Genomic DNA, 24790 nt, shown 5'->3' with positions numbered 1-24790 from the left:
AGCGGATCAGACCCTGAGCCTGAGGGTGGAGAGGAAGACGGGTGAAGGCGGTGGCTGCGCCTCGCCCGAGGCGGCGAAAGCCAGTGCGCGCTGCTTCGCCGCATCGACGCGCAGCGGCACGACCAGCACCTGGACGATGGCCGGCAGGCTGAGCGTCGGAACCTTGATGGGCTCGAACGATTGCGCCGCGTTCGTGCAATGGTGATGGCACAGCGCCGGCTGGACGGCCTCGGAATGGTCCATCTGCTCGCACGGCATGCCGGGCGCCATCTCCATCGCCGCCTGTTCTTCATCGGCGGGCGCCACCGGGCAGACGTACTGCGCCAGCGCGAGCTGCGCGAACAGCAGCGACACCATCACAAGGACGATGGTGGCGAAGCGGCGGACGCGCAGGCGGCTCATCACGACGGAAGTTTAACCGCCCGCAGGCGCAGGGCATTGCTGATGACGCTGACCGACGACAGCGCCATCGCCGCGGCCGCCATCACCGGCGAGAGCAGCAGGCCGAACAGCGGATACAGCACGCCGGCGGCCACGGGCACACCCGCCACGTTGTAGACGAACGAGAGGAACAGGTTCTGGCGGATGTTGCGCATGGTGGCGTGTGACAGCTTGCGCGCCCGGACGATGCCCATCAGGTCGCCCTTGAGCAGCGTCACCCCTGCGCTCTCCATGGCCACGTCGGTGCCGGTGCCCATCGCGATGCCGATCTCGGCCGCCGCCAGGGCCGGTGCGTCGTTGACGCCGTCGCCCGCCATCGCGACCGCACGACCTTCGTTGCGCAGGCGCTGCACGATCTTCTGCTTGTCTTCGGGAAACACCTCCGCCACGACTTCCTCGATGCCCAGCTCGCGCGCCACCGCCTGCGCCGTGGTCTTGCCGTCGCCGGTCAGCATGACGATGCGGATGCCGTCCTCGCGCAAGGCTTTCAGCGCCTGCGCGGTCGTGGCCTTGATGGGGTCGGCGATCGCCACGAAGCCCGCGAGCCTGCCCGCGAGGGCGACGTAGATCACCGTGGCGGAGCGCGCACGCTGCTGCTCCGCGACCGTGTCCAGCGCAGACACGTCGATCCCCTTTTCGGCCAGGAATTTCGCCGCGCCGCTGGCCACGGCTACGCCTTCCACCTTGCCGACGACGCCCTTGCCCACCGGCGAATCGAAGTCGGTCACGTCCGAAAGCGCCAGCTGCCGCTCCTGCGCGGCAGCCACGACGGCCATCGCCAGCGGATGTTCGCTCGCGCGCTCGACGCTCGCGAGCTTCTTCAGGATGTCGTCGGGCTGGAACCCGGCGGCGGCTTCGACGTGGACCACCTTCGGCCGGCCTTCCGTGAGCGTGCCGGTCTTGTCGACCACCAGCGTGTCCACCTTCTCCATGCGCTCGAGCGCCTCGGCATCGCGAATGAGGACACCGTGCTGGGCACCGCGGCCGACGCCGACCATGATCGACATCGGCGTGGCCAGGCCCAGCGCGCAAGGGCAGGCGATGATCAGCACGGCCACGGCCGCGATCAGCGCGTACGAGAACGCCGGACTCGGTCCCCACAGCAGCCACGCGACGAAGGTCGCCACCGCCACCAGCACGACGACCGGGACGAACCAGCCCGCCACCTGGTCGGCCATGCGCTGGATGGGCGCGCGGCTGCGCTGGGCGGCGGCCACCATGTGCACGATCTGCGCGAGCAGCGTGTCGGCGCCGACCTTCTGCGCATGCATCACGAAGCCGCCGGTCTGGTTGATGGTGCCCGCCGTGACCTTCGCGCCCGGCGCCTTCGCGACCGGCATGGGTTCGCCGGTGACCATCGATTCGTCGACCGTCCCCCTGCCCTCGACGAGCTCGCCATCGACCGGCACCTTCTCGCCGGGCCGCACGCGCAGCCGATCGCCGACCTGGATGGCATCGACCTGCACCGTCTCGTCGGTGCCGTTCGTCACACGCACCGCCGTTTTCGGCGCCAGGCCCAGCAACGCCTTGATCGCACCCGATGTCTTCTCGCGCGCGCGCAGTTCGAGCACTTGCCCGAGGAGGACGAGCACCGTGATCACGGCCGCCGCCTCGAAGTAGACCGGCACGGCCCCGTCGTCGGCAGCGCGCAGCTCCTGCGGGAACAGGCCGGGCAGCACGGTGCCGACGATGCTGTAGACCCACGCCGCGCCCGTGCCGAGCGCGATCAGCGTGAACATGTTCAGGCTGCGGTTCGCGATCGACTGCCAGCCGCGCACGAAGAAGGGCCAGCCCGCCCACAGCACGACCGGCGTACCGAACGCCAGCTGGACCCAGTTGGAAGCCTGTGCGCCGATCAGGTGGTGCAGGTCGAAGACATGCGCGCCCATCTCGAGCGCGAACACCGGCAGCGTGAGCGCGAGGCCGATCCAGAACCGGCGCGTCATGTCGCGCAGCTCGGGGCTTTCTCCTTGCTCCGCCGTCGCGACCACCGGCTCCAGCGCCATGCCGCAGATCGGGCAGTGGCCCGGCCCCATCTGCCGGATCTGCGGATGCATCGGGCAGGTGTACTCGACCTCCTGGTTGCCCGGTGCCGCCGCCGCGGCCGCGTGGTGGTGAAGATGTTGCATGTTCTTCCTGTGCTCAGTTTGGACCACAATGCGCGGATGAGCGCCGCTGGCGGTTGATCGCCGTCAACATCCGCTCACTATCAGGCTTCCCATGATGGGAAGGTCAAGGCAGTCCATGAACATCAAGGTTTTCGAGGCACTGGTCGCAGCCGTCCTGCTCGGCGTGTCGTCAGTGGCCGGCGCGCACACCGGCCAGGAACACGCATCACACGCCGCACAGACGGACAGGGAACAGACCGACTGGGGCATCGCCGGCGATCCCAAAGCGGCCCGCCGCACCATCCGTATCGAGATGAGCGACGCCATGCGCTTCACGCCGGACCGCATCCAGGTGAAGCAGGGCGAGACCGTGAAGCTCGTGGTGCACAACGCCGGCCAGGTGTTGCACGAACTCGTGATCGGCACGAAAGACAAGCTCGACGAGCACGCCGCCATGATGGTGAAGTTCCCGACGATGCAGCACGACGAGCCGTACATGACGCACGTCGCCCCGGGCAAGACCGGCGTGATCGTCTGGAATTTCAACCGGGCCGGCGAATTCGACTTCGCTTGCCTGATTCCGGGCCACTACCAGGCCGGTATGAAGGGCAGGATCGTGGTCGCCCCGGCGCGGGCTCAGCCCCGATAGCCGTCCGGGTTCGCGCTCTGCCAGCGCCACGCGTCGGTGCACATCTGCGCCAGCGTGCGCTTCGCTTCCCAGCCGAGCAGCTCGCGCGCGAGCGCCGGATCGGCCCAGCACTGCGCCACATCGCCCGGGCGGCGCGGCGCGATGCGGTACGGCACGCGCCGGCCGCTCGCCTGCTCGAAGGCCCGCACCACTTCCAGCACGCTGTGGCCGCGGCCGGTGCCCAGGTTCACGGTGATGCTGCGCTGCTTCTCGAGCACGAAGCGCAGCGCCGCGACATGCCCTTCGGACAGGTCGCACACATGGATGTAGTCGCGCACGCCCGTGCCGTCGGGCGTGGGGTAATCGTTGCCCCACACGTTCAGCTCCGCGCGCTTGCCCGTGGCCACCTGCGACACGTAGGGCATGAGGTTGTTCGGGATATCCGAGGGGTCCTCGCCGATCAGGCCGCTCGCGTGCGCGCCCACGGGGTTGAAGTAGCGCAAGGTCGCGACCTTCCACGAGGGCTGCGCCACGCACTGCGCGGCCAGCATGTCCTCGATCACGAGCTTGGTGTGCCCGTACGGATTCGTGTGGCTGCGCGGGAAATCCTCGCGGATCGGCACGCTCGCCGGATCGCCGTACACCGTCGCGCTGCTGGAGAACACCAGCACGCCGCAGCCGGCGGCCTGCATCGCCTCCATCAGGCTCACCGCGCCGCCGATGTTGTTGCGGTAGTACTTGAGCGGCTTGGCCACGCTCTCGCCCACCGCCTTGTCGCCCGCGAAATGCACCACGCCCTCGATGTGGTGGCGGCGCAGCACGCTTTCCACCAGCGCGCGGTCGGCCACGTCGCCCTCCTCGCAGATCACCGGCCGGCCCGTGATGCGCAGCAGGCGGTTGAGCACCTCGGGATGGCTGTTCGCGAAGTTGTCGAGAATGACCGGCGTGTAGCCCGCTTCGACCAGGGCCACGTAGGTGTGGCTGCCGATGTAGCCCGCGCCGCCGGTGAGCAGGATGTTCATCGCGGCATTATGGGGCGGTCAGGTCGCAGCGCCCTGCCCTTGGCGCATCGTCGCTGCCGCGAAGCTCAGGGCGCGCGCGAGGAAAAGCGGGTTGCCCACCACGTAACGCTGGAACAGCCGGCGCGGTTCGAGCGCGAGGCGATAGGCCCATTCGAGCCCCGCCTTCTGCATCCACACCGGCGCACGCGAGGTCTTGCCGCCCATGAAGTCGATGATCGCGCCGCCGCACACGATCAGGCACGGGTAGCCCACCGCCGCGCGCAGCACGCTCGCCACCTCCTCCTGCCGCGGCATGCCCATGCCGAGCACGATCAGCTCCGGCTTGTGCCGGGCGGCAAGGCGGACGTAATCGCCGGTCTCCAGGAAGCCGTGCGTCGTGAGCACCATGCTGCCTGGCGCAAGCTGCTTCATCACGCGCTCGCGCGCACGCCGCAGGTACGGGTCCTGCGTGCCGAACAGGGCGATCGAGCGGCCCGCGTACCGCTTGAGGATCTTGGGGATCAGGTCCGTGCCGTTGAGGTTCAGGCCCGGCGCCTGGTTGAGCAGGCGCAGCAGGATCGCCATGCCGATGCCGTCGCGCAGCACGATGTCCGCGCCCATGAGCGCATCGAAGAACTTCTTCGACACGGCCGCGGAGTTCATCGCGTGCGCGTTGACGAAGGCCAATACCATGGGATCGGTCGGGCGCGCGAGCGACTCGAGCAGCTGCTGTTCGCCGCGCCCGGTGTGCACGCGCACCACGCCTTGCACCAGCTCCTGCCAGCGGCGCTGCCACTCGCGCGCGGCGGCCGCGGGCATCATGCCCGCATCCGCGCCGCGTGATTGGGCGCGATGCGCTCCGGCTTCGGCGGCGTCGCCCCATTGAGCACCGCGCCGACGATGGTCACGCCGAACTGGCGCAGGTCGTCCGCGAGCTGCGTCACGCGGGGCACGGACGTCGCATCGCGGCAGGCGAGCATCAGTGCCGCGCCGGCGCGTGCGGCCACGGTGCCCGCATCCGCCCACACGGAACCGGCGGGCGTGTCGACCAGGATCACGTCGTAGCTCGCGCGCAGCGCCTGGATCAGGCGGGCGAAGCCGGGACGCGACAGCAGCTCCTGCGGGTTCGGCGGCACCGCGCCGGAAGGCAGCACCCACAGGCCGGGCAGCTGCTTGACCTCGTGCACCGCCTCCCAGCCGGCGCGGCCGGAGAGCACCGTGGACAGGCCCACGCGCCCGGTCAGCCCGAAGATCTCGTGCTGGCGCGGGCGCCGCAGGTCGGCATCGATCAACAGCGTGCGCTTGCCCAGCTGCGAGAAGAGCACCGCGAGGTTCGCCGTGATGTAGCTGCGGCCTTCGCCGATGCCCGGGCTCACCACCGCCAGCGCCGCCTGGCGCGCGTCGTTCTCGAACCAGCGCAGCATCAGCTGGCTGCGCAGCACGCGCAGGTGTTCGACGGCGTCGCTGTCCGGGTCGCTCGCGGCGATCAGCTCGGTCGCGAAGCCCGAGTCCGGCGCGAGGTAGGCGTGCCCGAACTGCAGGGCCAGCGCGCGCTTGACGTCTTCCTCGTCGAGCAGGCCCATCGCCATGCCGGCTTCGCCGAACAGCAGGCCCGACTTGCGCTGGTACTCCAGCACGCGCGGCACATCGGCCGGGTCCATCGCGCCCGCGTCGACGAGGATCGCGCCGATGGGCTGCGCGGCCTCGCGCGAGGGCAGCTCGATGTCGAGCTCGGTGAGCTCCGTGCGATTGGGCAACGGAAAGATCTGCGTATTGCTGCTCATACGGCACTCCTTGCCAGGGCCAGGCGGCGCGACGAGGGCGCGGTAAGGCGTAGCGGTGCGTAGCGCGATGCGTTCGCGGCCGGCACGTTCGCCAGGATCGGCAGGTGCGTGACCAGGGCGAGGTCGGCGGCGGTGCGCACGCGGCGGTTGGCGAGTTCGGCCATGAAGGCGCCGGCGATGGCGAGGATGATGCCCACGCCCAGCCCGATCAGCATGGCCTGGATGGCGCTCGGGCCGGTCTGCTCGAGCGGCTCGACGGCGGACGCGAGCTTCATCACGTTGGTCTGGTTGCTCATCGACTGCAGCCGGGCCTGCGCGGCGCTGGCCGTCACCGTGTCGAAGGCCTTCTGGGCGGAATCGACGTCGGCCTTGAGCAGGTTCATCTCGGCGCGCTGCTTGTTCATCGCCAGCACGCGGGTCTTCTGTTCGGCGATGGCAGCCTGCAGTTCACGCTCGCGCGCCTTCGCCGCTTCCGCCGACTGCGCGGCGGTGATGCCCACGCGCGACGCCTCCTCGGACAGCCGGTTCTTCATCGCGGAGAGCTCGGACTGCATGCGCTGCATCTCCGGATGGCGCGAGCCCATGGTCGCGGACGACTGCGCGATCTTCGCTTCCAGGCGCGCGACATCCTGCCGCAGGTTGTTCACGAGCGGGCTCGCGTCGGAGGCGCCGGCGGGCGAGCCGCCGCGGCCGCGGCTTTGCGCCACCGACAGCTGCTGCAGCAGGTCGTTCAGGCGCGTGGTTTCGAAGTCGGCCTTCTCGTCGGCCGTCACGATGCCCGCCTTCTCCTGGTAGGCGCCCAGCTTCTGCTGCGCCTTCTCGAGGCGGTCGCGCGCCTCCTTCACCTGGTCGTCGAACCACACCGTGTACTTCTTCGCCGGGTCGGTCTTGATGTCCAGCGTCGTTTCCAGGTAGGCCTGCGCGAAGGCGTTGGCCACGCGCGCGGCTTCCCCGGGCGAGCGGCCGGTCCAGGTGATGTTGATGATGTTGCTCTCGCGCGCCGGCTTCACCTCCAGCCGCTCCTGCAAGGCATGGGCCATCCACTGGGCGGGCGCGGGCTTGCCCTGCGCCTTCTCGGCCAGCGCCTTCATCGGCGGCTGGTCCTTGGGCAGCAATTGCGACGCGCGCTCGGCCACCCGCTCGCTCTTGATGATGTCGATCTGCGTGGCCATGAAGCTCGGCGCCACCAGTCCCTGCACATAGGCATAGGAGGCCGGGCCGTTGGTCGGGTCGGGCCGCTGCACGTCCACCAGCACCGGGGCGATGGCCTTGTAGCTGGCCGGGCGCAACAGCACCCACCCGAGCGCCAGCACCAGCGTGGCCAGCAGGATCGCCAAGGCCAGCCCGCGGCGCGCACGCAGGATCGAAAAGAACTGGGACAGGCTCATCAAGTACTCCCTGTTTTAGTCAAACTTCCACTGCAACTTCCAATGCTTTCCGGCCGGTGCGTCGGCGAGCGGCGAATCCTTCCTAGAAGATGCTTTCGCGCACGACCACCACGTCGCCGGGCTGCACGACATCCGTCAGCCGCGGCTCGATCTGCACCTGCTTGCCGTCGGGCTGGGTCCGCATGATGCGGATGCGGTTCATGCTGCCGCGGTTGGTGATGCCGCCGCCGGCCGCGATGGCCTGCTGCACCGTCATGCCGCGCTCGACCCGGTAATTGCCGGGCTTCTGCGCCTCGCCGGAGAGATAGAAGGTGGGCGCCTTGGCGACGAAGAGCGTATCGCCCGGCTGCACCGTGATGTCGTCGGCGGTCTGGCCGGCGAAGAGCGCCTGCACGTCGACCTCCTTGCGGAAGGGCTGGCCGTTGCGCGTGCCGGTGACGACCACGCGCTCGTCGCCCTGCGGCGTCACGCCGCCGGCCGCCGCCAGCATCTCGCTCACGCGCACGTTGGTGGTCTCCAGCGGGAAACGCCCCGGCTTCTGCACCTGCCCGAGCACGGCGACCACGTTGCCGCGCACCTGCGCGACGTTGATGCTGACCTGCGGCGCCTTCAGGATGTCCTTGTCCTGCAGCGCCTTGGCGATGCGGCGCTCCGCTTCGGTGACCGTGAGGCCGCCGAGCTGGAGGGCGCCGACGAGCGGGTAGTTCACCACGCCGCTCTCGGACACCCGGACTTCCATCGACAGCTCCGGGTTCTGGTAGACCTGGACCTTGATGGAGTCCCCGGGCCCGAGGCGGTAGTCGCCCGACCTGCTTGCGTCCTGCTGCGCCGACGCGATGCCGGCCGCCAGGGCGAGTACTGCGACGCCTATCGTTGAACGCACAAGCCTGGGCAACATGGTTTCTCCCCCTGGTTAGAAGTTCGCGCGGGCCATCACGCCGTAGACCGTCGCGCGGTAGCCGGAATTGATCGACGAGGTGAGCTTCTCGTGCCTCGCGTAGCCCGAGATCGTGATCGTGCGCAGGGCCTGCCAGTCCACGCCCGCCTGCAGCGATTCGATCCTTTCGGTCCGACCGGCGCTCGGCGCGCCCACGGGCACGTCCTTCCAGTCGCGGTTGGTGTGGTCATAGCGCAGGCTGAACGACGTCTTTGCCGTCGCGGCCCAGGTGGGCGCGAGGAAGAAGCGGTCGCTCGTCACGTGGCCGCCGGTCGCCTGGCCGGTGGCGCTCAGGTCGTGGTTCCAGCCCGCGACCAGGCGCGTCTTGCCGGTGATGTCCCAGTTGACGTTCAGGCCCGTGGCGACGCCGCTGAAATCGAGCTGCGGCGCGGCCGAGTGCTTGCGGCTGACATGGGCGATGCGGCCATCCAGCGAGGTCTTGCCCGTCACCGGCCAACGCACGGCCAGCTCTTCCTCGGTGTCCTTGAAGTCGCTGTTCAGGCCCGCGAACGACGCGAAGGACTGGTCACGGTATTCGCCGTCGCCCTTCTTGTAGCGCAGCACGGCGGAGGCGCCCGATGCGGCCTGGTAGCCCACACCCGCCTGCCAGTACTTGATGTCCGGCAGGCCGTCCCAGCTGAAGGGCTCGGTGCTCTCGGCGCGGTAGTGCGACACCCCCGCGAGCAACTGCCACGGCCCGGCGACGTCGAACGCGCCCTCGGCGAGCTCCTTGCGCTCGGTGCGACGCCCGATCAGGTTGCTGAAGCTGACCGGGTTCGTGGTCACTTCGCGGAACTGGCGGCGGTCGGCGCTGACGGTGCCGTGCAGGCGCGGCGTCACGCTCCAGTCCCAGGCCAGGTCGTAATTGAGCGTATTGAAATTGAGTTCCGAATGGCTGTTGTAGCGCCACGTGTCCCATTCCACATCGGCGCGGATGCGCTGCAGCGAGAAGCGCTTGTTGTATTTGAGGCCCACGCCCGCCGTCCAGGCCGTGTCGGACACCCCGCCGGAAGTCGCGCGCAGGACGTTGCTGTCATGCTCGACACCGAGCCGCGCGCCGAAGTGCAGGCCTTCGTCGGCGGTGGCGTCCTGCGCGAATGCGGCGGGTGCGGCCATGATCAAGGTTGCGAGCGTCAATGCGGTGCGATTGCGAAGTTTCTTTTCCAAGGTCATTCTCCGGTTGATGTTGACGAAACCCAGTACGAGTCGCAATGGTCCGGTCGCACTATAGTCCAGTCAATATGCCGAAGCATCCTTGAAAACGAGCCTAATGGTCCTGAAAATGATCAACAGGTCGAGGCGCAGCGACCAGTTGCGCAGGTAATCCAGGTCGCAGCGGATACGTCCTTCCATCTTCTCGAGCGAATCGGTTTCGCCCCGGAAGCCGTTCACCTGCGCCCAGCCGGTGATGCCAGGCTTCACCTTGTGGCGCACCATGTAGCTCTTGATCAGGCCGCGGTACAGCTCGTTGTGCGCCACAGCATGCGGGCGCGGGCCGACGATGCTCATTCTTCCCTGCAGCACGTTGATGAACTGCGGCAGCTCATCCATGGACGTCTTGCGCAGGAGCGCGCCGAGCGGCGTGACGCGGCTGTCGTTCTTGCGGGCCTGCTCGATCTGGTCGCCGTCCTCGGTCACGCGCATGGACCGGAATTTGTAGACCACGATTTCCTCGCCATCGAGGCCGTAACGCCGTTGCCGAAATATCACGGGGCCGGGCGAAGTCAGCTTCACGGCCGCTGCAATGCACAAAAGCAACGGCGAAATCAGAACAAGGATGAGTAGCGCCAACACAACATCTTCCAGGCGCTTGAGCACGCCGGCGGGTCCGCGAAAAGGGGTTTCGCAGACCGAGATCACCGGCAGGCCGCAGACCGAATCGGTGCGGCCCTGGATCAAGTCGGTGACGAACATGTCGGGGACGAAGTAGACCGACGCCGTCGTGTCCTTCAGCGCGTCGAGCAGTTCCTTGATGCGCGGCTGCGACGCCATGGGCAGCGAGAGGTAGATCAACTGGATGCGGTGCGACTTCACGAACGAGGCGATGTCGGCGATGCGCCCCAGCATGCGGTGCCGCTCGGCGCCGTACTGCCGCTCGGGCGTGCGATCGTCGAAGAAGCCCACGAGTTCGATCCCCGCATACGGCGCGGTGGTAATGCGGTCGGCGAGCGAGCAGCCCTGCTCGTTCATGCCCACCACCACGGCGCGCAGGGGCGGGCCCTGCAGGCGAATGAGGTGCGGTGCGGCCAGGCGCAGGGTCAGATGCGCGGCCAGCTGCATCGCGGGCGCGAACCAGAGCCAGTGCACGATCACCGGCGTGGAGAACTCGTAGATGTGCCCGGTGGCGAATCCGAGGGCGAGCAACAGGCCCGCCGTCCAGCCCCACGCGAGCAGGATGTTCAGCGCCACGCGGTCCGGCGGCGATCGCAGCATCGATCGTCCCGGAAAGGCGAGCGCGAACGCGACGATCGATGCGACCAGCCACGCCGACGTCAACTCGCCTTCGAACATCCACACCAGGATCCACAGCGACAGCACCGTGATCGCCGGCTCGAGGATCGCCTCCACGGCCACGAGCATCCGGTTCTGCGCTATCGCCGTCGCAGCCGCGATCGAAGGCGGCGGCGGAACGGGCACGCCCAGCGCGTGCTTCACTTCAGGCATGGGCATGCATCCGCTCCAGCTTGGCGACTGCCTGGGCGCGATTGGTCACGTCCAGCTTGCTGAAGATGCTTTTCATGTGGTTCTTCACCGTGAATTCGCTGATGTCCAGGATCATCCCGATCTCCGGGTTGGTCTTGCCCATCGCGACCCACACCATGATCTGGCGCTCTCGCTCGGACAGCATCGAGACCCGGGCGGCGTTGCGATGATGAAAATTCATTCGAGAGCATGGCGCAGTGCGCACAGGCGCGGGGGGCATCTGGCGTAACGCGGTGTCGATGAATGGAAGAAGGAGTTTCAGTGCCGTTCCCGCGCCGCCTGGCAGCTCCGTTTGGCGGCTCAGCGCGACGAAGATCCGCTCGGCGCCGTGGCGCGTGCGCTTGATGCCGTGCACGAGCGCCGTCTTCATCGTGCGGATCGCATCGGGCGCCGCGCCCTCGCCGACGGCGCGCACGAGATCGGCGCAAACGCTCGCATCGAGCTGTGTGGGCTGGTGCTGCGCAGCCGCCCAGCAATCGCGGAAATAGCCCACCAGCGGCGCGATGCCGGCGACTGTCCAGTCGTGCGAGCGCATGCCGGGCAGGCTCGACACGATGTCGTACTGCAGGTCGCCGGAGCGGAAGTCGCCCCCGCCGATCAACATCACGTCGTGCATGAGCCACTGCTGCACGTCGCCCTGCAACCACCGCCACAGATCCTCGTGGCTCGAAAGGCTGGCGCCCTGCCCGGCGATCTTGAGGAACTGGACGGGGTCGGATTCCGTACGCGGCATGCTTTGGCTCATGGGATTCCCGTCGTGAAAAATTGGAGTTCGAGGCGGACTCCAATGTAAGAACGGACCCGTTTTTGTTTGTGTCGGAATCGCTGCATGAGCCTGTGTAGGACACAGCCGCAAAGACGAGGATGAGGACTTGTCGCGCCGTGCCGGATCACAGAATAGGCGGCATGCGACACCGACAACGTTTCATCCGACTCGCCGCCGCGCTCGCCTTTTTCCTGGCCGCATCAGCGCATCCCGCCCAACCTTCCTGCAGCGCCGTCACGGCGGAAACCTGCAACATCGCGCGCAGCCTCGGCCGTGGCATCAACATGGGCAACATGCTCGACGCGCCGCGCGAAGGCGATTGGGGCGTAAAGCTCGAACCCGAGTACGTCGACAAGGTGGCGGGCGTCTTCACCACCGTCCGGCTGCCCGTGCGCTGGAGCAACCACGCCGCGCCGACGGCGGACGCCACGATCGACGAGGCGTTCGCGCGCCGCGTGGACCAGGCGGTGGACGCGTTCCTGGCCAAGGGAATGTACGTCATCCTCGACGTGCACCACTACACCCAGATTTCGGGCGATGCGCCGCACGGCCCGAACGAGTTCCGGGTGGACCCGGCCGTCATGGACCAGCGCCTGGTCAGCCTGTGGAAGCAGATCGCGGCGCGATACAAGGACCGCTCGCCCAAGCTGCTCTTCGAGCTGCTCAACGAACCGCACGGACGCCTCAATGGCGAGGCGTGGAACCGCCTTGCGGCGCAGACGCTCTCGGTGGTGCGCGCCACCAATCCGACCCGCACGGTGCTGATCGGCCCCGGCGAGTGGAACGGCATCCCCGAGCTGCCCCGGCTGCGGCTGCCGCCCGACCGCAACATCATCGTGTCCATCCACAACTACGACCCCTTCAATTTCACGCACCAGGGCGTGGAGTGGATGCCGCAGTTCCCGGTCGGCACGACGTGCTGCGATGCGAAACAGCGCCGGCAGATCACGGATGCGCTGGACACCGCGCAGCGCTGGAGCAACGCCCACGGCTACCCGCTGCACCTGGGCGAGTTCGGCGCGTACGAGAAGGGCGACGTGAAGTCGCGCGAGGCCTACACGCGCATCGTGCGGGAGGAAGCCGAGCGCCGCGGCATCGGCTGGGCGTACTGGGAGTTCGCTTCCAGCTTCGGCGTGTATTCGCCGAAAACAGGCACGTGGATCGAGCCGATCCGCCGGGCACTTCTCGATTGAAGGTGCGGGTCCCAGCGCCCTGTAGGACGTTTGCGGAACTTGCGATGGCGAAGTATGGATGAGCCTCGCGTTGTCGCACTATTCATGGGCTTGCAGGAGACAGCGAAACCATGGACAGACAGAACGACAGCGAGCTCGCGGCGACGTACGCCGAATCGGTGGAACGCGAACGCCAGGCCTGGCAGGCGCTCCAGTCCTTTCCGCCCGGCAGCATCGGCCGCGCACGCGCATGGGAGGACTGGTCGCGCTCCATCATGCTCACCAACCAGGCGTGGCGCCGGTTGAGCGCGGACCGCCTCACGCATGCCGGGCCCCAGGGCCCGCGGGCCGCGGCGGCGAGGCCCCATGCCGGCGTCTGAAGTGCTCCTGGCCTGTGCGCGGCCCGCGGATGTGCCCGCGCGCGACCGGGACGACCTCGCGCGGCTTCTCGACGGCGAGGAGCAGGACCGGGCGCAGCGCTTCCGATTCGACGCGGACCGGCACGCCTACGTGCTCGCGCACGCACTGCTGCGCGCCCTCGTGGCGGCGGAGAGCGGGCACGAGCCGGCGGCCATCCGCATCGTGCACGACGTGCGCGGCCGGCCGTTCGTCGAGTGCGCGCCCGAACTGCATGTGAGCCTGTCGCGCAATCGCGATGCGGTGGCCTGCGCGGTGACCCGCGCCGCACCGGTGGGCGTGGACATCGAGCGCATCGCGTCGAGGCCCGCCGATGCCGGGCTGATCGGGGCGTTCGTCGCCACGCTCGAACCCCTCAGCGGCCCGCGCTTCTTCTTCCAGTGGACCGCGCTCGAAGCTTTCTGGAAAGCCTGCGGCACGGGCCTGGTGGACGGCCAGCCGCGCATCTGCTGCGTGCCGCGCAGCGGCAGCCGCTTCGACGTGCAACTCGAACGCGGCACCGGTGCCTGCGCCGGCCGGGGCGCGATCGTCAATGCCTTCCCGGACTGCGCGCTGGCGGTCGTGCTGCGCGCCCCTGTCGAGCCTCAGTTCGTGCTCAAGCGCGTGCATTGCAGCAACGCTTTCGACGTCCGGCAGCTGGCGAGGGCGAGGTTGCGCGATGAACAGTTCTGCGCCACCTGAGGTGTGGCGCACAATGAAGGAAGTCAGCATGAGCAGTACCAGTGCTGTGTTCGTCGGTGGCGGGACCCTGCTGGTGCGCTGCGCGCAGGCGTGGCGCGACGCGGGGCAGGAGATTGCGTTCGTCGCGACCCGCAATGCCGAGATCGCCGAATGGGCGAAGGCCAACGCAGCCGCGCACCGGCTGTTCGGCGCCGATGAAGCGTTCGAGCTGCCGGACATCGAATTCGACTGCCTCTTTTCGGTGGCCAACCTCGAGGTCCTGCCGGCGTCGCTTGTGGGCCGCGCTCGGCGGCTCGCGATCAACTTCCACGATGCGCCGCTGCCGCGCTACGCCGGACTGAACACCACGTCGTGGGCCTTGCTCGCCGGCGAGACGGAACATGGCGTCACCTGGCACGAGATGACGGACCGCGTGGATGCGGGCCGCGTCGCGAAGCAGAAGCTCTTTCCGCTGGCGGGGGACGAGACCGCGCTCGCGCTGAACGCGCGTTGCTACGAGGCCGGGCTCGCGGCCTTCGAGGAGATGGCGCGCGACATCGCGCTCGGCCGGGTGAGCCTGGTTCCGCAGTCCGGGGCGCGCAGCTTCTTCGGCCGCGACCGCCGGCCCGAGGCGCTGGCCACCGTCGACTTCGCGCGGCCGGCCGCGGCGATCGCGGCGCTGGTGCGCGCGCTCGACTACGGCACTTACCCGAATCCGCTCGCGCGTGCGAAGGTGCTCTGTGCGGATCGCCTGCTGCTGGTGCGCGAGGCGCGTGTGCTGGAAACGACGTCGGGCGCTGCGCCCGGCACCGTCGTGGCCGTGCGCGATGACGCGATCGAGGTCGCCACGGGCCACGGGGATGTCGCGCTCTCCGGGTTGACGGAAGTCGACGGCAGCCCGGTGCGCCCCTGGCCGGCAGCGGGAGAGCGATTGCCGTTGCTCGACGCGCGCCTGCGCGACACCTTCGCGACGGCCATCCCTGCCATCGCGCGCGGCGAGCGCCACTGGATGCGCGCATTGCCGCAGGTCACGCCGCCGGAACTGCCGTGGCCGCGCGAGCGCGGCGTCGCCGGCGCGGGGCCCTGGCGAGCGGCGCTCGAAGCGAAGCGCGGCCCGCGCACGATCGCCGGGTTCATCGCCTGGCTGGCGGCGATCGCCGCGGACGAGCGAGTCACCGTCCTGTGGGACGTCCCGGTTCCCGCCGGCCTGGAGCCGTGGTTGCAGTCATGGGTGCCGCTCAATGTGCAGGTGCCGCCGGGTGCCCTCGCCGACGATATCGCGCGTAACGTCGACGCCGAACTCGCCGGCGCGCGGGCCGCGGGCCCGTACCCGCGCGACCTGGTCACGCGCCTGGGCGACAAGCATCCTCCGATGGGCGAGTTGCGTGCCGCCGTCAGCGAACGCGCGAGCGAACTGCCGCGGGAAGCGGAATTGATGCTGGCATGCGGCGACGACGCGCTCGAGCTCGTCGCCGACGCCTCGACCTTCACCGAGGCCACGGTGCGCCGCATCGCCCAGCAGCTCTCGCACTGGCTGCAGGGGTTCGAATCGGCGGACGGTCGGCCGGTCGCGCAGCTCTCGCTCGTGCCGCCGCAGGACGCCCAACTGTTCGCCTCCATCGACGCGACCGCCGCTCCTTTCGCTCGCGACCTGTGCATCCACGACGCGATCTCCGCACAGGCGGCGCGCACACCGGACCGCGTCGCCCTCGAATTCGGCAGCACGCGGCTCACCTACCGCGAACTCGACGAGCGCGCCACGGCGTGGGCGCGGCAACTCGTCGATCGCGGCGTGAAGCCGGGCGACATCGTCGGCCTGAATCTCGAACGCACGCCCGACCTGCTGGTCGCGCAGCTCGCGGCGATGAAGGCCGGCGCCGCCTACCTGCCGCTCGATCCCGAGTACCCGCCCGAGCGCATTGCCTTCATGATCGAGGACTCGGGCGCGCGGCTGGTGCTCAAGAGCGCGCCTGCGGCGGCCGATTCCGCCGCGAGCCTGCCGCCCTCTGACGCGGCCCGCCCCGCCTACGTCATCTACACCTCCGGCTCGACCGGCAAGCCCAAGGGCGTCGTGGTCACGCATCGCAATGTGATGAACTTCTTCGCGGGCATGGACGCGCGCATCGCGCACGACGAGCCGGGGCGCTGGCTGGCGGTGACGAGCCTGTCCTTCGACATCTCCGTGCTCGAGACGTGCTGGACGCTGGCACGCGGCTTCACCGTGGTGCTGCACTCGAACGTCGTGCGCCAGGAATCCAGCGCGCCCGAGTTCAGCCTGTTCTACTTCGCGAGCGACCACGCCTCCACGCCGCAGGACCGCTACCGGGTGCTGATGGAAGGCGCGAAGTTCGCCGACGCGAACGGCTTCGCCGCCGTCTGGACCCCCGAGCGGCACTTCCACGCGTTCGGCGGCCTGTACCCGAACCCGGCCGTCACCAGCGCCGCGATCGCCGCGTGCACCTCGCGCATCAGGATTCGCGCGGGCAGCTGCGTGCTGCCCTTGCACCACCCGATCCGCGTCGCCGAGGAATGGGCCTTCGTCGACAACATCTCGCAAGGGCGCGTGGGCATCTCCTTCGCTTCGGGCTGGCAGCCCAACGATTTCGTGATCGCGCCGCAGGCCTTCGCGAACCGCAAGAGCGAGATGCTGGCCAACATCGAGGTGGTTCGCAAGCTGTGGCGCGGCGAGAAGCTGCCCTTCCCGGGGCCGGCCGGAAAACCGGTGGACGTGCAGACGCTGCCGCGGCCGATCCAGAAGGAGCTGCCGGTGTGGGTCACGGCGGCGGGCAACCCCGAGACGTTCGAGCAGGCGGGCACGATCGGCTGCCACCTGCTCACGCACCTGCTCGGGCAGAAGATCGAGGACGTCGCCGAGAAGCTGAAGCTGTATCGCGCGGCCTGGCACAAGGCGGGCCACGCCGGCGAGCCGCACGTGACGCTGATGCTGCACACCTTCGTGGGCGACGACGAGGACGAAGTGCGCGACACCGTGCGCCAGCCCATGAAGGATTACCTGCGCAGCTCGGTGGACCTGATCCGGCAGGCGGCATGGTCCTTCCCGACCTTCGTGCAGCGCGCTACGCAGGACGGCAAGAGCCCGGTCGAAGTGATGGAAGCGCAGCCGCTCACCGCGGAGGAGATGGACGCGCTCCTCGAGCACGCGTTCAACCGCTACTACGGCACGAGCTCGCTGTTCGGCACGAAGGAGCGCTGCCTCGCGATGGTCGGGAAGCTGCGCGACGCCGGAGTCGACGAGATCGCCTGCCTCGTGGACTTCGGCGTGCCCACCCAGGTCGTGCTGGACCACCTGCAGCATCTGAAGGCGCTGATGGACGCGGCACGCGAGCTGCGGCCGGCCGTGCAGCGCGCGCCGCTGGCCGGGCAGATCCTCGCGGACGGCATCACGCACCTGCAGTGCACGCCGTCGATGGCATCGATGCTGGTGGCCGACGCGCCCGGGCGCACGGCCCTCGCGCAACTGAAGGCACTGATGGTGGGAGGCGAAGCCTTGCCGCTGAAGCTCGCGCAGCAGTTGCGGGAGCTGGTGCCGGGCCGGTTGCTCAACATGTACGGCCCGACCGAGACGACGATCTGGTCGACGACCTGCGAGCTGCGCGAAGTGGGCGACTTCGTGCCGCTCGGCGAGCCGATCGCCAACACGCGGCTTCGCGTACGCACGGCCTGGGGCATGGATGCGCCGGTGCTCGTGCCCGGCGAATTGCTGATCGGCGGCGCAGGCGTCGCGCCAGGCTACCTGGGTCGGCCCGAACTCACGGCGGAGCGCTTCATCACCGATGCCGAGGGCGAGCGCTGGTACCGCACCGGCGACCTGGTACGCCGGCGCGGCGACGGGGCGCTCGAATTCCTCGGCCGCATCGACCACCAGGTCAAGATCCGCGGCCATCGCATCGAGCTGGGCGAGATCGAGCACGTGCTGGCGAAGCAGCCCGGCGTGAAAGACGCCGTGGTCGTCGCGCGCGGCGAGCGGCTGCTGGGCTACGTCACGGCGCAGCCCGCCATGCGGCCGGACCCGGAGCAGGTCCGTGCGGCGCTCGCCAAGGAGCTGCCCGAGGTGATGGTGCCGCAGGCGGTGCTCGCGCTGCCCTCGTTCCCCATGACGCCCAACGGCAAGATCGACCGCCGGGCGCTGCCCGAGCCGAACGCCGTCATCCCCGTGCGTCCGGCCGCGAGCGCACCGCACAGCGAAATCGAAAAGACGATCGCCGCGATCTGGCAGGACGTGCTCGGGCTCGCGCAGGTCGGCACGACCGACAACTTCTTCGACCTGGGCGGCCATTCGCTCCTGGTCGTGCAGGTCCAGCGCCGATTGCGTGAGGCGTGCGGGCGCGAGGTCTCGATCACAGACATGTTCCGCCTGCCGACGATCAAGGCGCTCGCGGCGCATGTGGGCGGCGAGCAGCCGCAGGCCAACGCGGTGAACGAAGGGCTGGCGCGGGCGCAACTGCGGCGCGAACGGGTGAGGCGCGCATGGGCGGCATGACCCTCGATGCCGGCAGCGTCGCGATCGTCGGCATCGCGGGCCGTTTCCCGTCCGCGCGCACGCCGGCCGAGCTGTGGCGAATGCTGCGCGACGGCCAGGAAGCGACGCGGTGGGCCAGCGACGACGAGTTGCGCGCGGCGGGCGTGGCCGACAGCGAACTCGCCGACCCGAACTACGTGAAGGCGACGCTCGCGTTGCCGGACATGGAGATGTTCGACGCCGACTTCTTCGGTTTCTCGAAGAAGGACGCGGCCGTGCTCGACCCGCAGCATCGCCATTTCCTCGAATGCTGCTGGGAGGCGCTGGAGGATGCCGGCCACATGCCCGAGCACTTCGAGGGCAGCATCGGCGTCTTCGGCGGCTGCGGCATGCAGGCCTACTTCGCCAACAACCTGCTCACCAATCCCCAGCTGGTGAAGTCGATGGGCCTGTTCCTGCTGCGGCACACGGGCAACGACAAGGACTTCCTGTGCACGCGCGTGTCGTACCTGTTCGACCTTAAGGGGCCGAGCGTGTCCGTCCAGACCGCGTGTTCGACCTCGCTCGTGGCCGTGCACCTCGCCGCCCAAAGCCTGCTGGCGGGCGAATGCGACATGGCGCTCGCGGGCGGGGTCAGCATCGAGCTGCCGCACGGCCAGGGCTACCGGTACGCGGAAGGCGAGATCCTTTCGCCCGACGGGCATTGCAGGGCCTTCGACGACAACGCCGCGGGGACGCTGTTCGGCAGCGGCGCCGCCGTGGTCGTGCTGCGCCGCCTCGAAGACGCACTGCAGGGCGGCGACAACATCTACGCGGTGATCCGCGGCTCGGCCGTGAACAACGACGGCTACGGCAAGGCGGGCTATCTCGCGCCCAGCGTCGACGGCCAGGCGCGCGCCGCGGCAGAGGCCCTGGCCATCGCCGGCGTCGATCCGAAGACGGTGAGCTACGTCGAGGCGCACGGGACCGGCACGCCGGTGGGCGACCCGATCGAGATCGCGGCACTGGCGCAGGCGTACGGCGGCAGTGCCGCGGGCTCCTGCGGCATCGGCTCGATCAAGACCAACATCGGCCACCTGGACACCGCCGCCGGCGCGGCATCGCTGATCAAGGTCGCGCTGGCGATGCGCCACGGGCTGATCCCGCCGTCGCTCAACTTCTCCCGCGCCAACACGCGCATGGCGATCGAGAAGACGCCGTTCGCGGTCGTCGCGCAGCCGAAACCGTGGCCGCGCTCGAACGCGCCGCGCCGGGCGGCCGTGAACTCGCTCGGTGTCGGTGGAACCAACGCGCACGTGATCGTGGAGGAGTCGCCGCTCGAAGCCGCCGGCTCGACGCGCGCCGACGTGCCGCAGGTCTTCACCTTGTCGGCGCGCACGCCCTCTTCGCTCGAGAAGCTCAGGTCGAAGTGGGTCGACTTCCTCGCGCAGCCGCCGGCGGATTTCAACCTGGCCGATGCTGCCTACACCTTGCAGGTCGGCCGGCGTGCGTTCGACCACCGCTGCGCGATCGTGGCCCAGGACGTGGAGCAACTGCGATCCGTGCTGCAGGCGAAGGCGCACGCGCGCAGCGTGACGTCGAAGGCGGACCGGCAGGCACCGGGCGTGGTCTTCATGTTCCCCGGCGGCGGCGCGCATTACCCGGGCGCGGGACGCGAGCTCCTCACGCAGCCGGCATTCGCGCGGGCGGTCGACGAATGCTTCGCGCACCTGCCGGCCGACGCACCCGCCGGCCTGCGCGAAGCGATGTTCGAGCGCGAGGCGAGCGATACGATCCTGCAGCGCCCGGGCCATGCCATCCCGGCGCTCTTCGTCCTGGAATACGCGATCGCGCGGCTGTGGCAAAGCTGGGGCATCCAGCCGGCCGCGGTGATCGGCCACAGCGCGGGCGAGTACGCGGCCGCGTGCATCGCGGGCGTGCTGTCGCTGCCCGACGCGCTTGCCATCGTCACCTTGCGCGGACAGCTCTTCGAAGCCGCCCCGTCCGGCGCCATGCTGTCGGTGGACCTGTCCGAGGCCGAGCTGCGCGAGCGGATCGGCGCCCTGCCGCTGGACATCGCCGCGGTCAACGCGCCGGACCTCACGATCGCCTCGGGCCCGCTGCAGGCGATCGCGCAGCTCGAAGCCGACCTCGCGCAACGCGCGATCGATGCGCGCCGCCTGCACATCGACGTGGCGGCCCATTCGCGCCTGCTCGACGGCGTGCTCGGCACGTTCCGCGAGCGGCTGTCGCGCATGCGCTTCGAGCCGCCGGCCATCCCGTTCATCTCGAACCTCACGGGCCGCTGGACCGACACGTTCGACGCGGACTACTGGACGCGCCACCTGCGCGAGCCCGTGCGCTTTGCCGACGGCCTGGCGCTGCTGCGCGAGATGCCCGAAGCGGTGCTCCTGGAAGCGGGCCCGGGCCAGGGCCTGGCCGCGCTGGCGCGCCAGAACAAGCTCGGCGCGCAGCGCATGATCGTCGCCTCGACCTCCAAGGCGCAGGAAACCAGCGCCGACCTCGCGCTGATGCTGACTTCGGCGGGCGCGCTGTGGACCCGCGGCGTGCCGCTGAAGTGGGAAGCCCTGCGCGGCACCGGATCGGGCCGCCGCATCTCGCTGCCGACCTACGCGTTCGATCACCAGCGCTGCTGGATCGAGCCGGGCGTTCGCGTCGCCGAGGCCCCGAAGGCCGCGCCGATTCCCGTGAAGCGCCCGCCCGTCGATCGCCTGCCTTCCATGGACGACTGGTTCCGCGTGCCGCAATGGACGGCTTCGGCGCTCGTCCCCGATACCACCGCGGACGGGGAATCGTGGCTCGTCTTCGGCAACCGTTCGCAGCTGACCAGCGACATCGTGGCTCGAGCCACGGCCGCGGGCGCGCGGGTCACGCTCGTGCGGCGTGGCGACGAGCATGCACAACTGCGCGACGGCACGTTCATCATCGCCCCGGCGCAGCAGGCGCATTACACGGCCTTGTTGCGCGCGCTGGAAGCCGACGGCCGGGTGCCGGCGCGCGTCGTGCACCTGTGGGCGCTGGACACCTTGCCCGGCAAGGACAACGGCCAGCTGGGCGAACAGGCGCTGGCGTTCGACAGCCTGTTGAACTTCGCGCGCGCGCTGCAGGAGCTGGCCATCGATTCACCGATGCACATGGCCATCGTCACGGACGGCGCCTTCGCCGTGCAGGACGAGGCGGTGCCGCACCCCGAGCGCGCGCTCGCCCTGGGTCCCTGCCGCGTGATCCCGCGCGAGCTGCCGCAGATCACCACGCGGCTGGTCGACTTCGCGCAGCCGGACTTGTCGTCGGCGGCGGCGCTGATCGTGCGCGAGGCGCGGCAATCTCAAGGGCCGGACCTCGTGGCATGGCGCCAGGGCGAACGGTTCGCGCAGCAGCTCGCGCCCTGGCCCGCGACCGCCGCCCGTGCCGCGCCGGTCGTGCGCGAACGCGGCGTCTACCTCATCACCGGCGGCTTCGGCGACGTCGCCCTCGAGCTCGCGGCATGGCTCGCCCAGGAAAAGAAGGCGCGGCTCGCGCTGGTGGGGCGCCGCGCGCTCCCCCCGCCGGCGAGCTGGCCCGCGCTGGCCGCCAGCGGCGACCACTCGGCCGACGTGCGGCTGGTGCGGCGCCTGCTCGCGCTCGAAGCGCGGGGCGCGCAGGTGCTCGCTCTGCAGGCGGACGTGACGGACCGGCGCGCGATGACACGGGTCATCGGCGAGTGCCGCGCGCGCTTCGGCACGATCAACGGCGTGTTCCACGCGGCCGGTGTGCTCGACGACGCGCCGATCGCGGCCAAGACGCAGGAGGGCATCGCCCGCGTGATCGGCGCGAAGGTGGCCGGCGCCCAGGTGCTGCACGAGCTGCTGCCGCCGGGCGACCTGGATGTGTTCTGTGTCTTCTCGTCCACCAGTGTGCTGCTCGGCGTGGCGGGCCAGGTGGATTACGTCGCGGCCAACGCGTTCCTGGACTCGCTGGCCTCGTCCCGCAAGGACGGCCTCGCGATCCGCTGGGGTATCTGGGGCGACCGCGGCATGGCCGCGCGTGCGTACGGCCAGCTCGTGCCGCCCGACATGCAGCCGGGCTCGCACCCCTTGCTCGGCACCCAGATCGCGAGCGAAGAAGGCGCCGCGTTCGAGGCCGTCTATGACAGCAGCAAGCTGTGGGTGCTGCGCGAACATCGCGTCGCCGGACGCGCCGTGCTGCCGGGCACGGCCTACATCGAGATCGCCCGCGCCGCGATGATGGCGCTGCACCCGCGCTCGGCCATCGAGATCCGCTCGCTCTCTTTCGAGGAGGCGATGGTGTTCCAGCCCGGCGAAGTGCGCATCGTGCGCACCGACCTGCGGCGCGACGGCTCGAACTGCGACTTCACCGTGCGCAGCCGCGGCCCGCGCGAGAGCGACTGGCAGGAACATGCGCGCGCCTCCACCAGCGTCTTCCTCGGCGAGCTGCCATCGGCGCCGGCGCCGGCCGCATCGGCCTGGCAGCCCGGCGTGATCCCGCAGGAGAAGACGGTGGACTTCGGCGAGCGCTGGCACAACCTGGCGCGCATGCAGGTGGGCAACGGCCGCGCGTTCGCCCAGCTCGAGCTCGCGCCCCCCTTCCACGCCGACGTGCAGACCTTCGGCGCGCATCCGGCGCTCACCGACATGGCCGCGACCTTCGGGTTGCACCTGCTCGACGCGGACAAGCGCGCGGGCCAGCTCTTCGTGCCGCTGTCGATCGACCGCATCCGCATCGCCGGGCCACTGCCGCCGCGCATCACGAGCGCCGCCAAGCTCACCAGCGCCGCGAGCGAGCGGCTCGCCACCTTCGACGTGACGCTCTCGACCGAAGCCGGCAAGCCGCTGGCGCGCCTCGAGGGCTTCTCGCTGCGGCCGGTGCAGCCCGAGGCCGTGGGCGCGCAGAACGCGGCACCGCGCGAGGCCAGCCTGGCCGAAGCCATGCTCGCCTGCGGCATCCGGGGCGAGGACGCGCCCGCATTGTTCGCGCGCATCTTCTCGGGCGCGGCACGCGACCTCGTCGTGTCGTCGATCGACCTGGCGCAGGTCGCGAACGCGATGACGCAATCGGCAACCCGGCCCGTCGCGCGGGCCAGGACCCCTGCCGCGCAGGCGTCCGCCTCGCTCAACCCGGTCGAGAACATGCTGGCCGAGGTGTGGCGCGACCTGCTCGGCGTGGACGAGATCGCGCCTGGCGACGACTTCTTCGCGCTGGGCGGCCATTCGCTCGCCGCCGTGCGCCTGTTCGCCCGCATCCGCAAGCAGTACAACGTGGACCTGCCGCTCGCCACGCTGTTCCAGGCACCCACGCTGGGCGCGCTGGCGGCACTGGTCGCGCAGCACGCGAACATCCATGTCGCCGAGCACGCGGCGCCGGCACCCCAGCAACCCTCGCGCAGCAATGTGATCCCGCTGGTCACGCGCGCGTGGTCGCCGCTGGTGCCGATCTGCAAGGGCCCGGCCGAGCGCAAGCCGCTCTTCTGCGTGCACGGCGCCGGCGGCAACGTGCTGAATTTCAAGATCATCTCCGACCGGCTCGGGCCGCAGCAGCCCTTCTACGGCCTGCAGGCGCAGGGCGTGGATGGACGGCTGCCGCCGCTGACGTCGATCGAGGACATGGCCGCGCAGTATGTCGAGGCGATACGCAGCGTCGATCCGCACGGGCCTTACCAGCTGGCGGGCTACTCCGCCGGCGGCGTGATCGCCATCGAGATGGCGCATCAGCTCAGGCGCGAGGGCGCGCAGACCTCGCTGCTCGCCATGATCGACACGCTGTCCCCCGTGGCCGCGCGCCGCAAGGTGTCGCGCTGGAAGAAGCTGTGGATGATGCGCCACTGGACGCTGCAGTTCCTGCTCGACTGGCCGGGACGCCGGCGGCGGGGCAAGCTGGCCGATGCGGTGTATGCGCAGGCGCTCGAACGCCTGGCGCGCGGCGAGCCGCTGCCGCCGGAACTGGTGGAGCACCACCTGTTCCGCAATTTCGTCGAGGCGCAGTCGCGCTACACGCCCGCGCCTTACGAGGGCAACATCGTCCTGTTCCGGGCGAGCCAGGCCGACACGCAGTACCTGGGCGCGGGCGCCGCGCTCGGCTGGGAGGACTACGTGCGCGGCACCATCCGCGTGACGCAGGTCGCCGGCTCGCACTTCACGATGATGTCCGAGCCGGGCGTGTCGCAACTGATCGAGGGCCTGCGCATCGAACTGGGCCTGGCCGAACGGCCGGCGCACCAGCAGGGCAGCACCATCATCGGCCCGCCGCCGTCGGTCACCGCGATCGGCGAAAAGCGCCCGGCCTGACACCGGCAGGAACGCGATGCGCAC

General features: G+C 69.7%; 16 protein-coding genes. 6 read left to right on the top strand and 10 right to left on the bottom strand.

Features of this window, described 5'->3' with window-relative positions:
• Positions 1-6: 6 nt before the first annotated feature.
• Entirely contained in the window at positions 7-402 is a 396-nt protein-coding gene (locus AC3EF3_RS04350; protein WP_488530925.1) for a hypothetical protein, read from the bottom strand.
• Positions 402-2570, bottom strand: coding sequence for a copper-transporting P-type ATPase (locus tag AC3EF3_RS04345; protein ID WP_488530924.1), 2169 nt, complete (start codon positions 2568-2570; stop codon positions 402-404). Before AC3EF3_RS04345 ends, AC3EF3_RS04350 begins: the two co-directional genes overlap by 1 nt.
• Positions 2571-2691: 121 nt before the next feature.
• Between AC3EF3_RS04345 and AC3EF3_RS04340 the strand changes: the two genes are divergently transcribed.
• Positions 2692-3198: a cupredoxin domain-containing protein gene (locus tag AC3EF3_RS04340; protein ID WP_488533734.1), complete on the top strand. Its 507-nt coding sequence runs from the start codon at positions 2692-2694 to the stop codon at positions 3196-3198.
• Here the strand turns inward: AC3EF3_RS04340 and galE are convergent.
• The 8 genes from galE to epsA all read right to left on the bottom strand — a co-directional run bounded on the left by galE (position 3186) and on the right by epsA (position 11723).
• Complete coding sequence (gene galE, locus AC3EF3_RS04335; protein WP_488530923.1) at positions 3186-4199, bottom strand: UDP-glucose 4-epimerase GalE; 1014 nt, start codon at positions 4197-4199, stop codon at positions 3186-3188. The two genes, AC3EF3_RS04340 and galE, sit on opposite strands and share 13 nt — an antisense overlap.
• Positions 4200-4217: 18 nt before the next feature.
• Positions 4218-5000, bottom strand: coding sequence for a WecB/TagA/CpsF family glycosyltransferase (locus AC3EF3_RS04330; RefSeq protein ID WP_488530922.1), 783 nt, complete (start codon positions 4998-5000; stop codon positions 4218-4220).
• Positions 4997-5962: a chain length determinant protein tyrosine kinase EpsG gene (gene epsG, locus AC3EF3_RS04325; protein ID WP_488530921.1), complete on the bottom strand. Its 966-nt coding sequence runs from the start codon at positions 5960-5962 to the stop codon at positions 4997-4999. The genes AC3EF3_RS04330 and epsG overlap by 4 nt, the downstream gene beginning before the upstream one ends.
• A complete protein-coding gene (locus tag AC3EF3_RS04320) occupies positions 5959-7350 on the bottom strand; it encodes a Wzz/FepE/Etk N-terminal domain-containing protein (RefSeq protein ID WP_488530920.1) in 1392 nt (463 codons plus the stop codon). Before AC3EF3_RS04320 ends, epsG begins: the two co-directional genes overlap by 4 nt.
• Positions 7351-7432: 82 nt before the next feature.
• Positions 7433-8248 carry a polysaccharide export protein EpsE gene (gene epsE / locus AC3EF3_RS04315; RefSeq protein WP_488530919.1) on the bottom strand — a complete coding sequence of 272 codons (816 nt, stop codon included), beginning with the start codon at positions 8246-8248 and terminating at the stop codon, positions 7433-7435.
• A gap of 15 nt (positions 8249-8263) precedes the next feature.
• Positions 8264-9454, bottom strand: coding sequence for an XrtB/PEP-CTERM-associated polysaccharide biosynthesis outer membrane protein EpsL (gene epsL / locus AC3EF3_RS04310; protein ID WP_488530918.1), 1191 nt, complete (start codon positions 9452-9454; stop codon positions 8264-8266).
• Between the two features lie 69 nt (positions 9455-9523).
• Positions 9524-10957, bottom strand: coding sequence for an undecaprenyl-phosphate glucose phosphotransferase (locus AC3EF3_RS04305; protein ID WP_488530917.1), 1434 nt, complete (start codon positions 10955-10957; stop codon positions 9524-9526).
• Entirely contained in the window at positions 10944-11723 is a 780-nt protein-coding gene (gene epsA, locus AC3EF3_RS04300; protein ID WP_488530916.1) for an XrtB/PEP-CTERM-associated transcriptional regulator EpsA, read from the bottom strand. Before epsA ends, AC3EF3_RS04305 begins: the two co-directional genes overlap by 14 nt.
• Before the next feature lie 173 nt (positions 11724-11896).
• On the opposite strand from epsA, the gene AC3EF3_RS04295 reads away from it, so the two are divergent.
• The 5 genes from AC3EF3_RS04295 (at position 11897) to AC3EF3_RS04275 (ending at position 24766) form a co-directional block, all read left to right on the top strand.
• Entirely contained in the window at positions 11897-12949 is a 1053-nt protein-coding gene (locus tag AC3EF3_RS04295) for a glycoside hydrolase family 5 protein (protein WP_488530915.1), read from the top strand.
• A 110-nt stretch (positions 12950-13059) separates the two neighbouring features.
• Positions 13060-13308 (top strand): hypothetical protein, encoded by a 249-nt coding sequence (locus AC3EF3_RS04290; RefSeq protein WP_488530914.1) that lies wholly within the window; start codon positions 13060-13062, stop codon positions 13306-13308.
• A complete protein-coding gene (locus AC3EF3_RS04285; protein ID WP_488530913.1) occupies positions 13295-14026 on the top strand; it encodes a 4'-phosphopantetheinyl transferase family protein in 732 nt (243 codons plus the stop codon). Before AC3EF3_RS04290 ends, AC3EF3_RS04285 begins: the two co-directional genes overlap by 14 nt.
• A gap of 28 nt (positions 14027-14054) precedes the next feature.
• The gene (locus tag AC3EF3_RS04280; RefSeq protein WP_488530912.1) at positions 14055-18506 is read left to right on the top strand and encodes a MupA/Atu3671 family FMN-dependent luciferase-like monooxygenase; all 4452 of its coding nucleotides are present in this window, start codon (positions 14055-14057) and stop codon (positions 18504-18506) included.
• Entirely contained in the window at positions 18503-24766 is a 6264-nt protein-coding gene (locus AC3EF3_RS04275) for a type I polyketide synthase (RefSeq protein ID WP_488530911.1), read from the top strand. Before AC3EF3_RS04280 ends, AC3EF3_RS04275 begins: the two co-directional genes overlap by 4 nt.
• The last annotated feature ends 24 nt before the right edge of the window (positions 24767-24790 follow it).

Source organism: Ramlibacter sp. GS1-15, from assembly GCF_057785015.1.
Note: the sequence above shows the minus strand (reverse complement) of the source record. Positions and strands in the feature narration are given on the sequence as shown.

What these genes read in the sequence shown, in the direction of transcription:
- epsA (WP_488530916.1), bottom strand. Translation starts at nt 11,723, where the DNA reads ATGCCGCGTACGGAATCCGACCCCGTCCAGTTCCTCAAGATCGCCGGG.
- AC3EF3_RS04330 (WP_488530922.1), bottom strand. Translation starts at nt 5,000, where the DNA reads ATGATGCCCGCGGCCGCCGCGCGCGAGTGGCAGCGCCGCTGGCAGGAG.
- epsE (WP_488530919.1), bottom strand. Translation starts at nt 8,248, where the DNA reads ATGTTGCCCAGGCTTGTGCGTTCAACGATAGGCGTCGCAGTACTCGCC.
- AC3EF3_RS04290 (WP_488530914.1), top strand. Translation starts at nt 13,060, where the DNA reads ATGGACAGACAGAACGACAGCGAGCTCGCGGCGACGTACGCCGAATCG.
- AC3EF3_RS04285 (WP_488530913.1), top strand. Translation starts at nt 13,295, where the DNA reads ATGCCGGCGTCTGAAGTGCTCCTGGCCTGTGCGCGGCCCGCGGATGTG.
- AC3EF3_RS04305 (WP_488530917.1), bottom strand. Translation starts at nt 10,957, where the DNA reads ATGCCCATGCCTGAAGTGAAGCACGCGCTGGGCGTGCCCGTTCCGCCG.
- galE (WP_488530923.1), bottom strand. Translation starts at nt 4,199, where the DNA reads ATGAACATCCTGCTCACCGGCGGCGCGGGCTACATCGGCAGCCACACC.
- AC3EF3_RS04350 (WP_488530925.1), bottom strand. Translation starts at nt 402, where the DNA reads ATGAGCCGCCTGCGCGTCCGCCGCTTCGCCACCATCGTCCTTGTGATG.
- AC3EF3_RS04345 (WP_488530924.1), bottom strand. Translation starts at nt 2,570, where the DNA reads ATGCAACATCTTCACCACCACGCGGCCGCGGCGGCGGCACCGGGCAAC.
- AC3EF3_RS04295 (WP_488530915.1), top strand. Translation starts at nt 11,897, where the DNA reads ATGCGACACCGACAACGTTTCATCCGACTCGCCGCCGCGCTCGCCTTT.
- AC3EF3_RS04320 (WP_488530920.1), bottom strand. Translation starts at nt 7,350, where the DNA reads ATGAGCCTGTCCCAGTTCTTTTCGATCCTGCGTGCGCGCCGCGGGCTG.
- AC3EF3_RS04275 (WP_488530911.1), top strand. Translation starts at nt 18,503, where the DNA reads ATGACCCTCGATGCCGGCAGCGTCGCGATCGTCGGCATCGCGGGCCGT.
- epsG (WP_488530921.1), bottom strand. Translation starts at nt 5,962, where the DNA reads ATGAGCAGCAATACGCAGATCTTTCCGTTGCCCAATCGCACGGAGCTC.
- AC3EF3_RS04280 (WP_488530912.1), top strand. Translation starts at nt 14,055, where the DNA reads ATGAGCAGTACCAGTGCTGTGTTCGTCGGTGGCGGGACCCTGCTGGTG.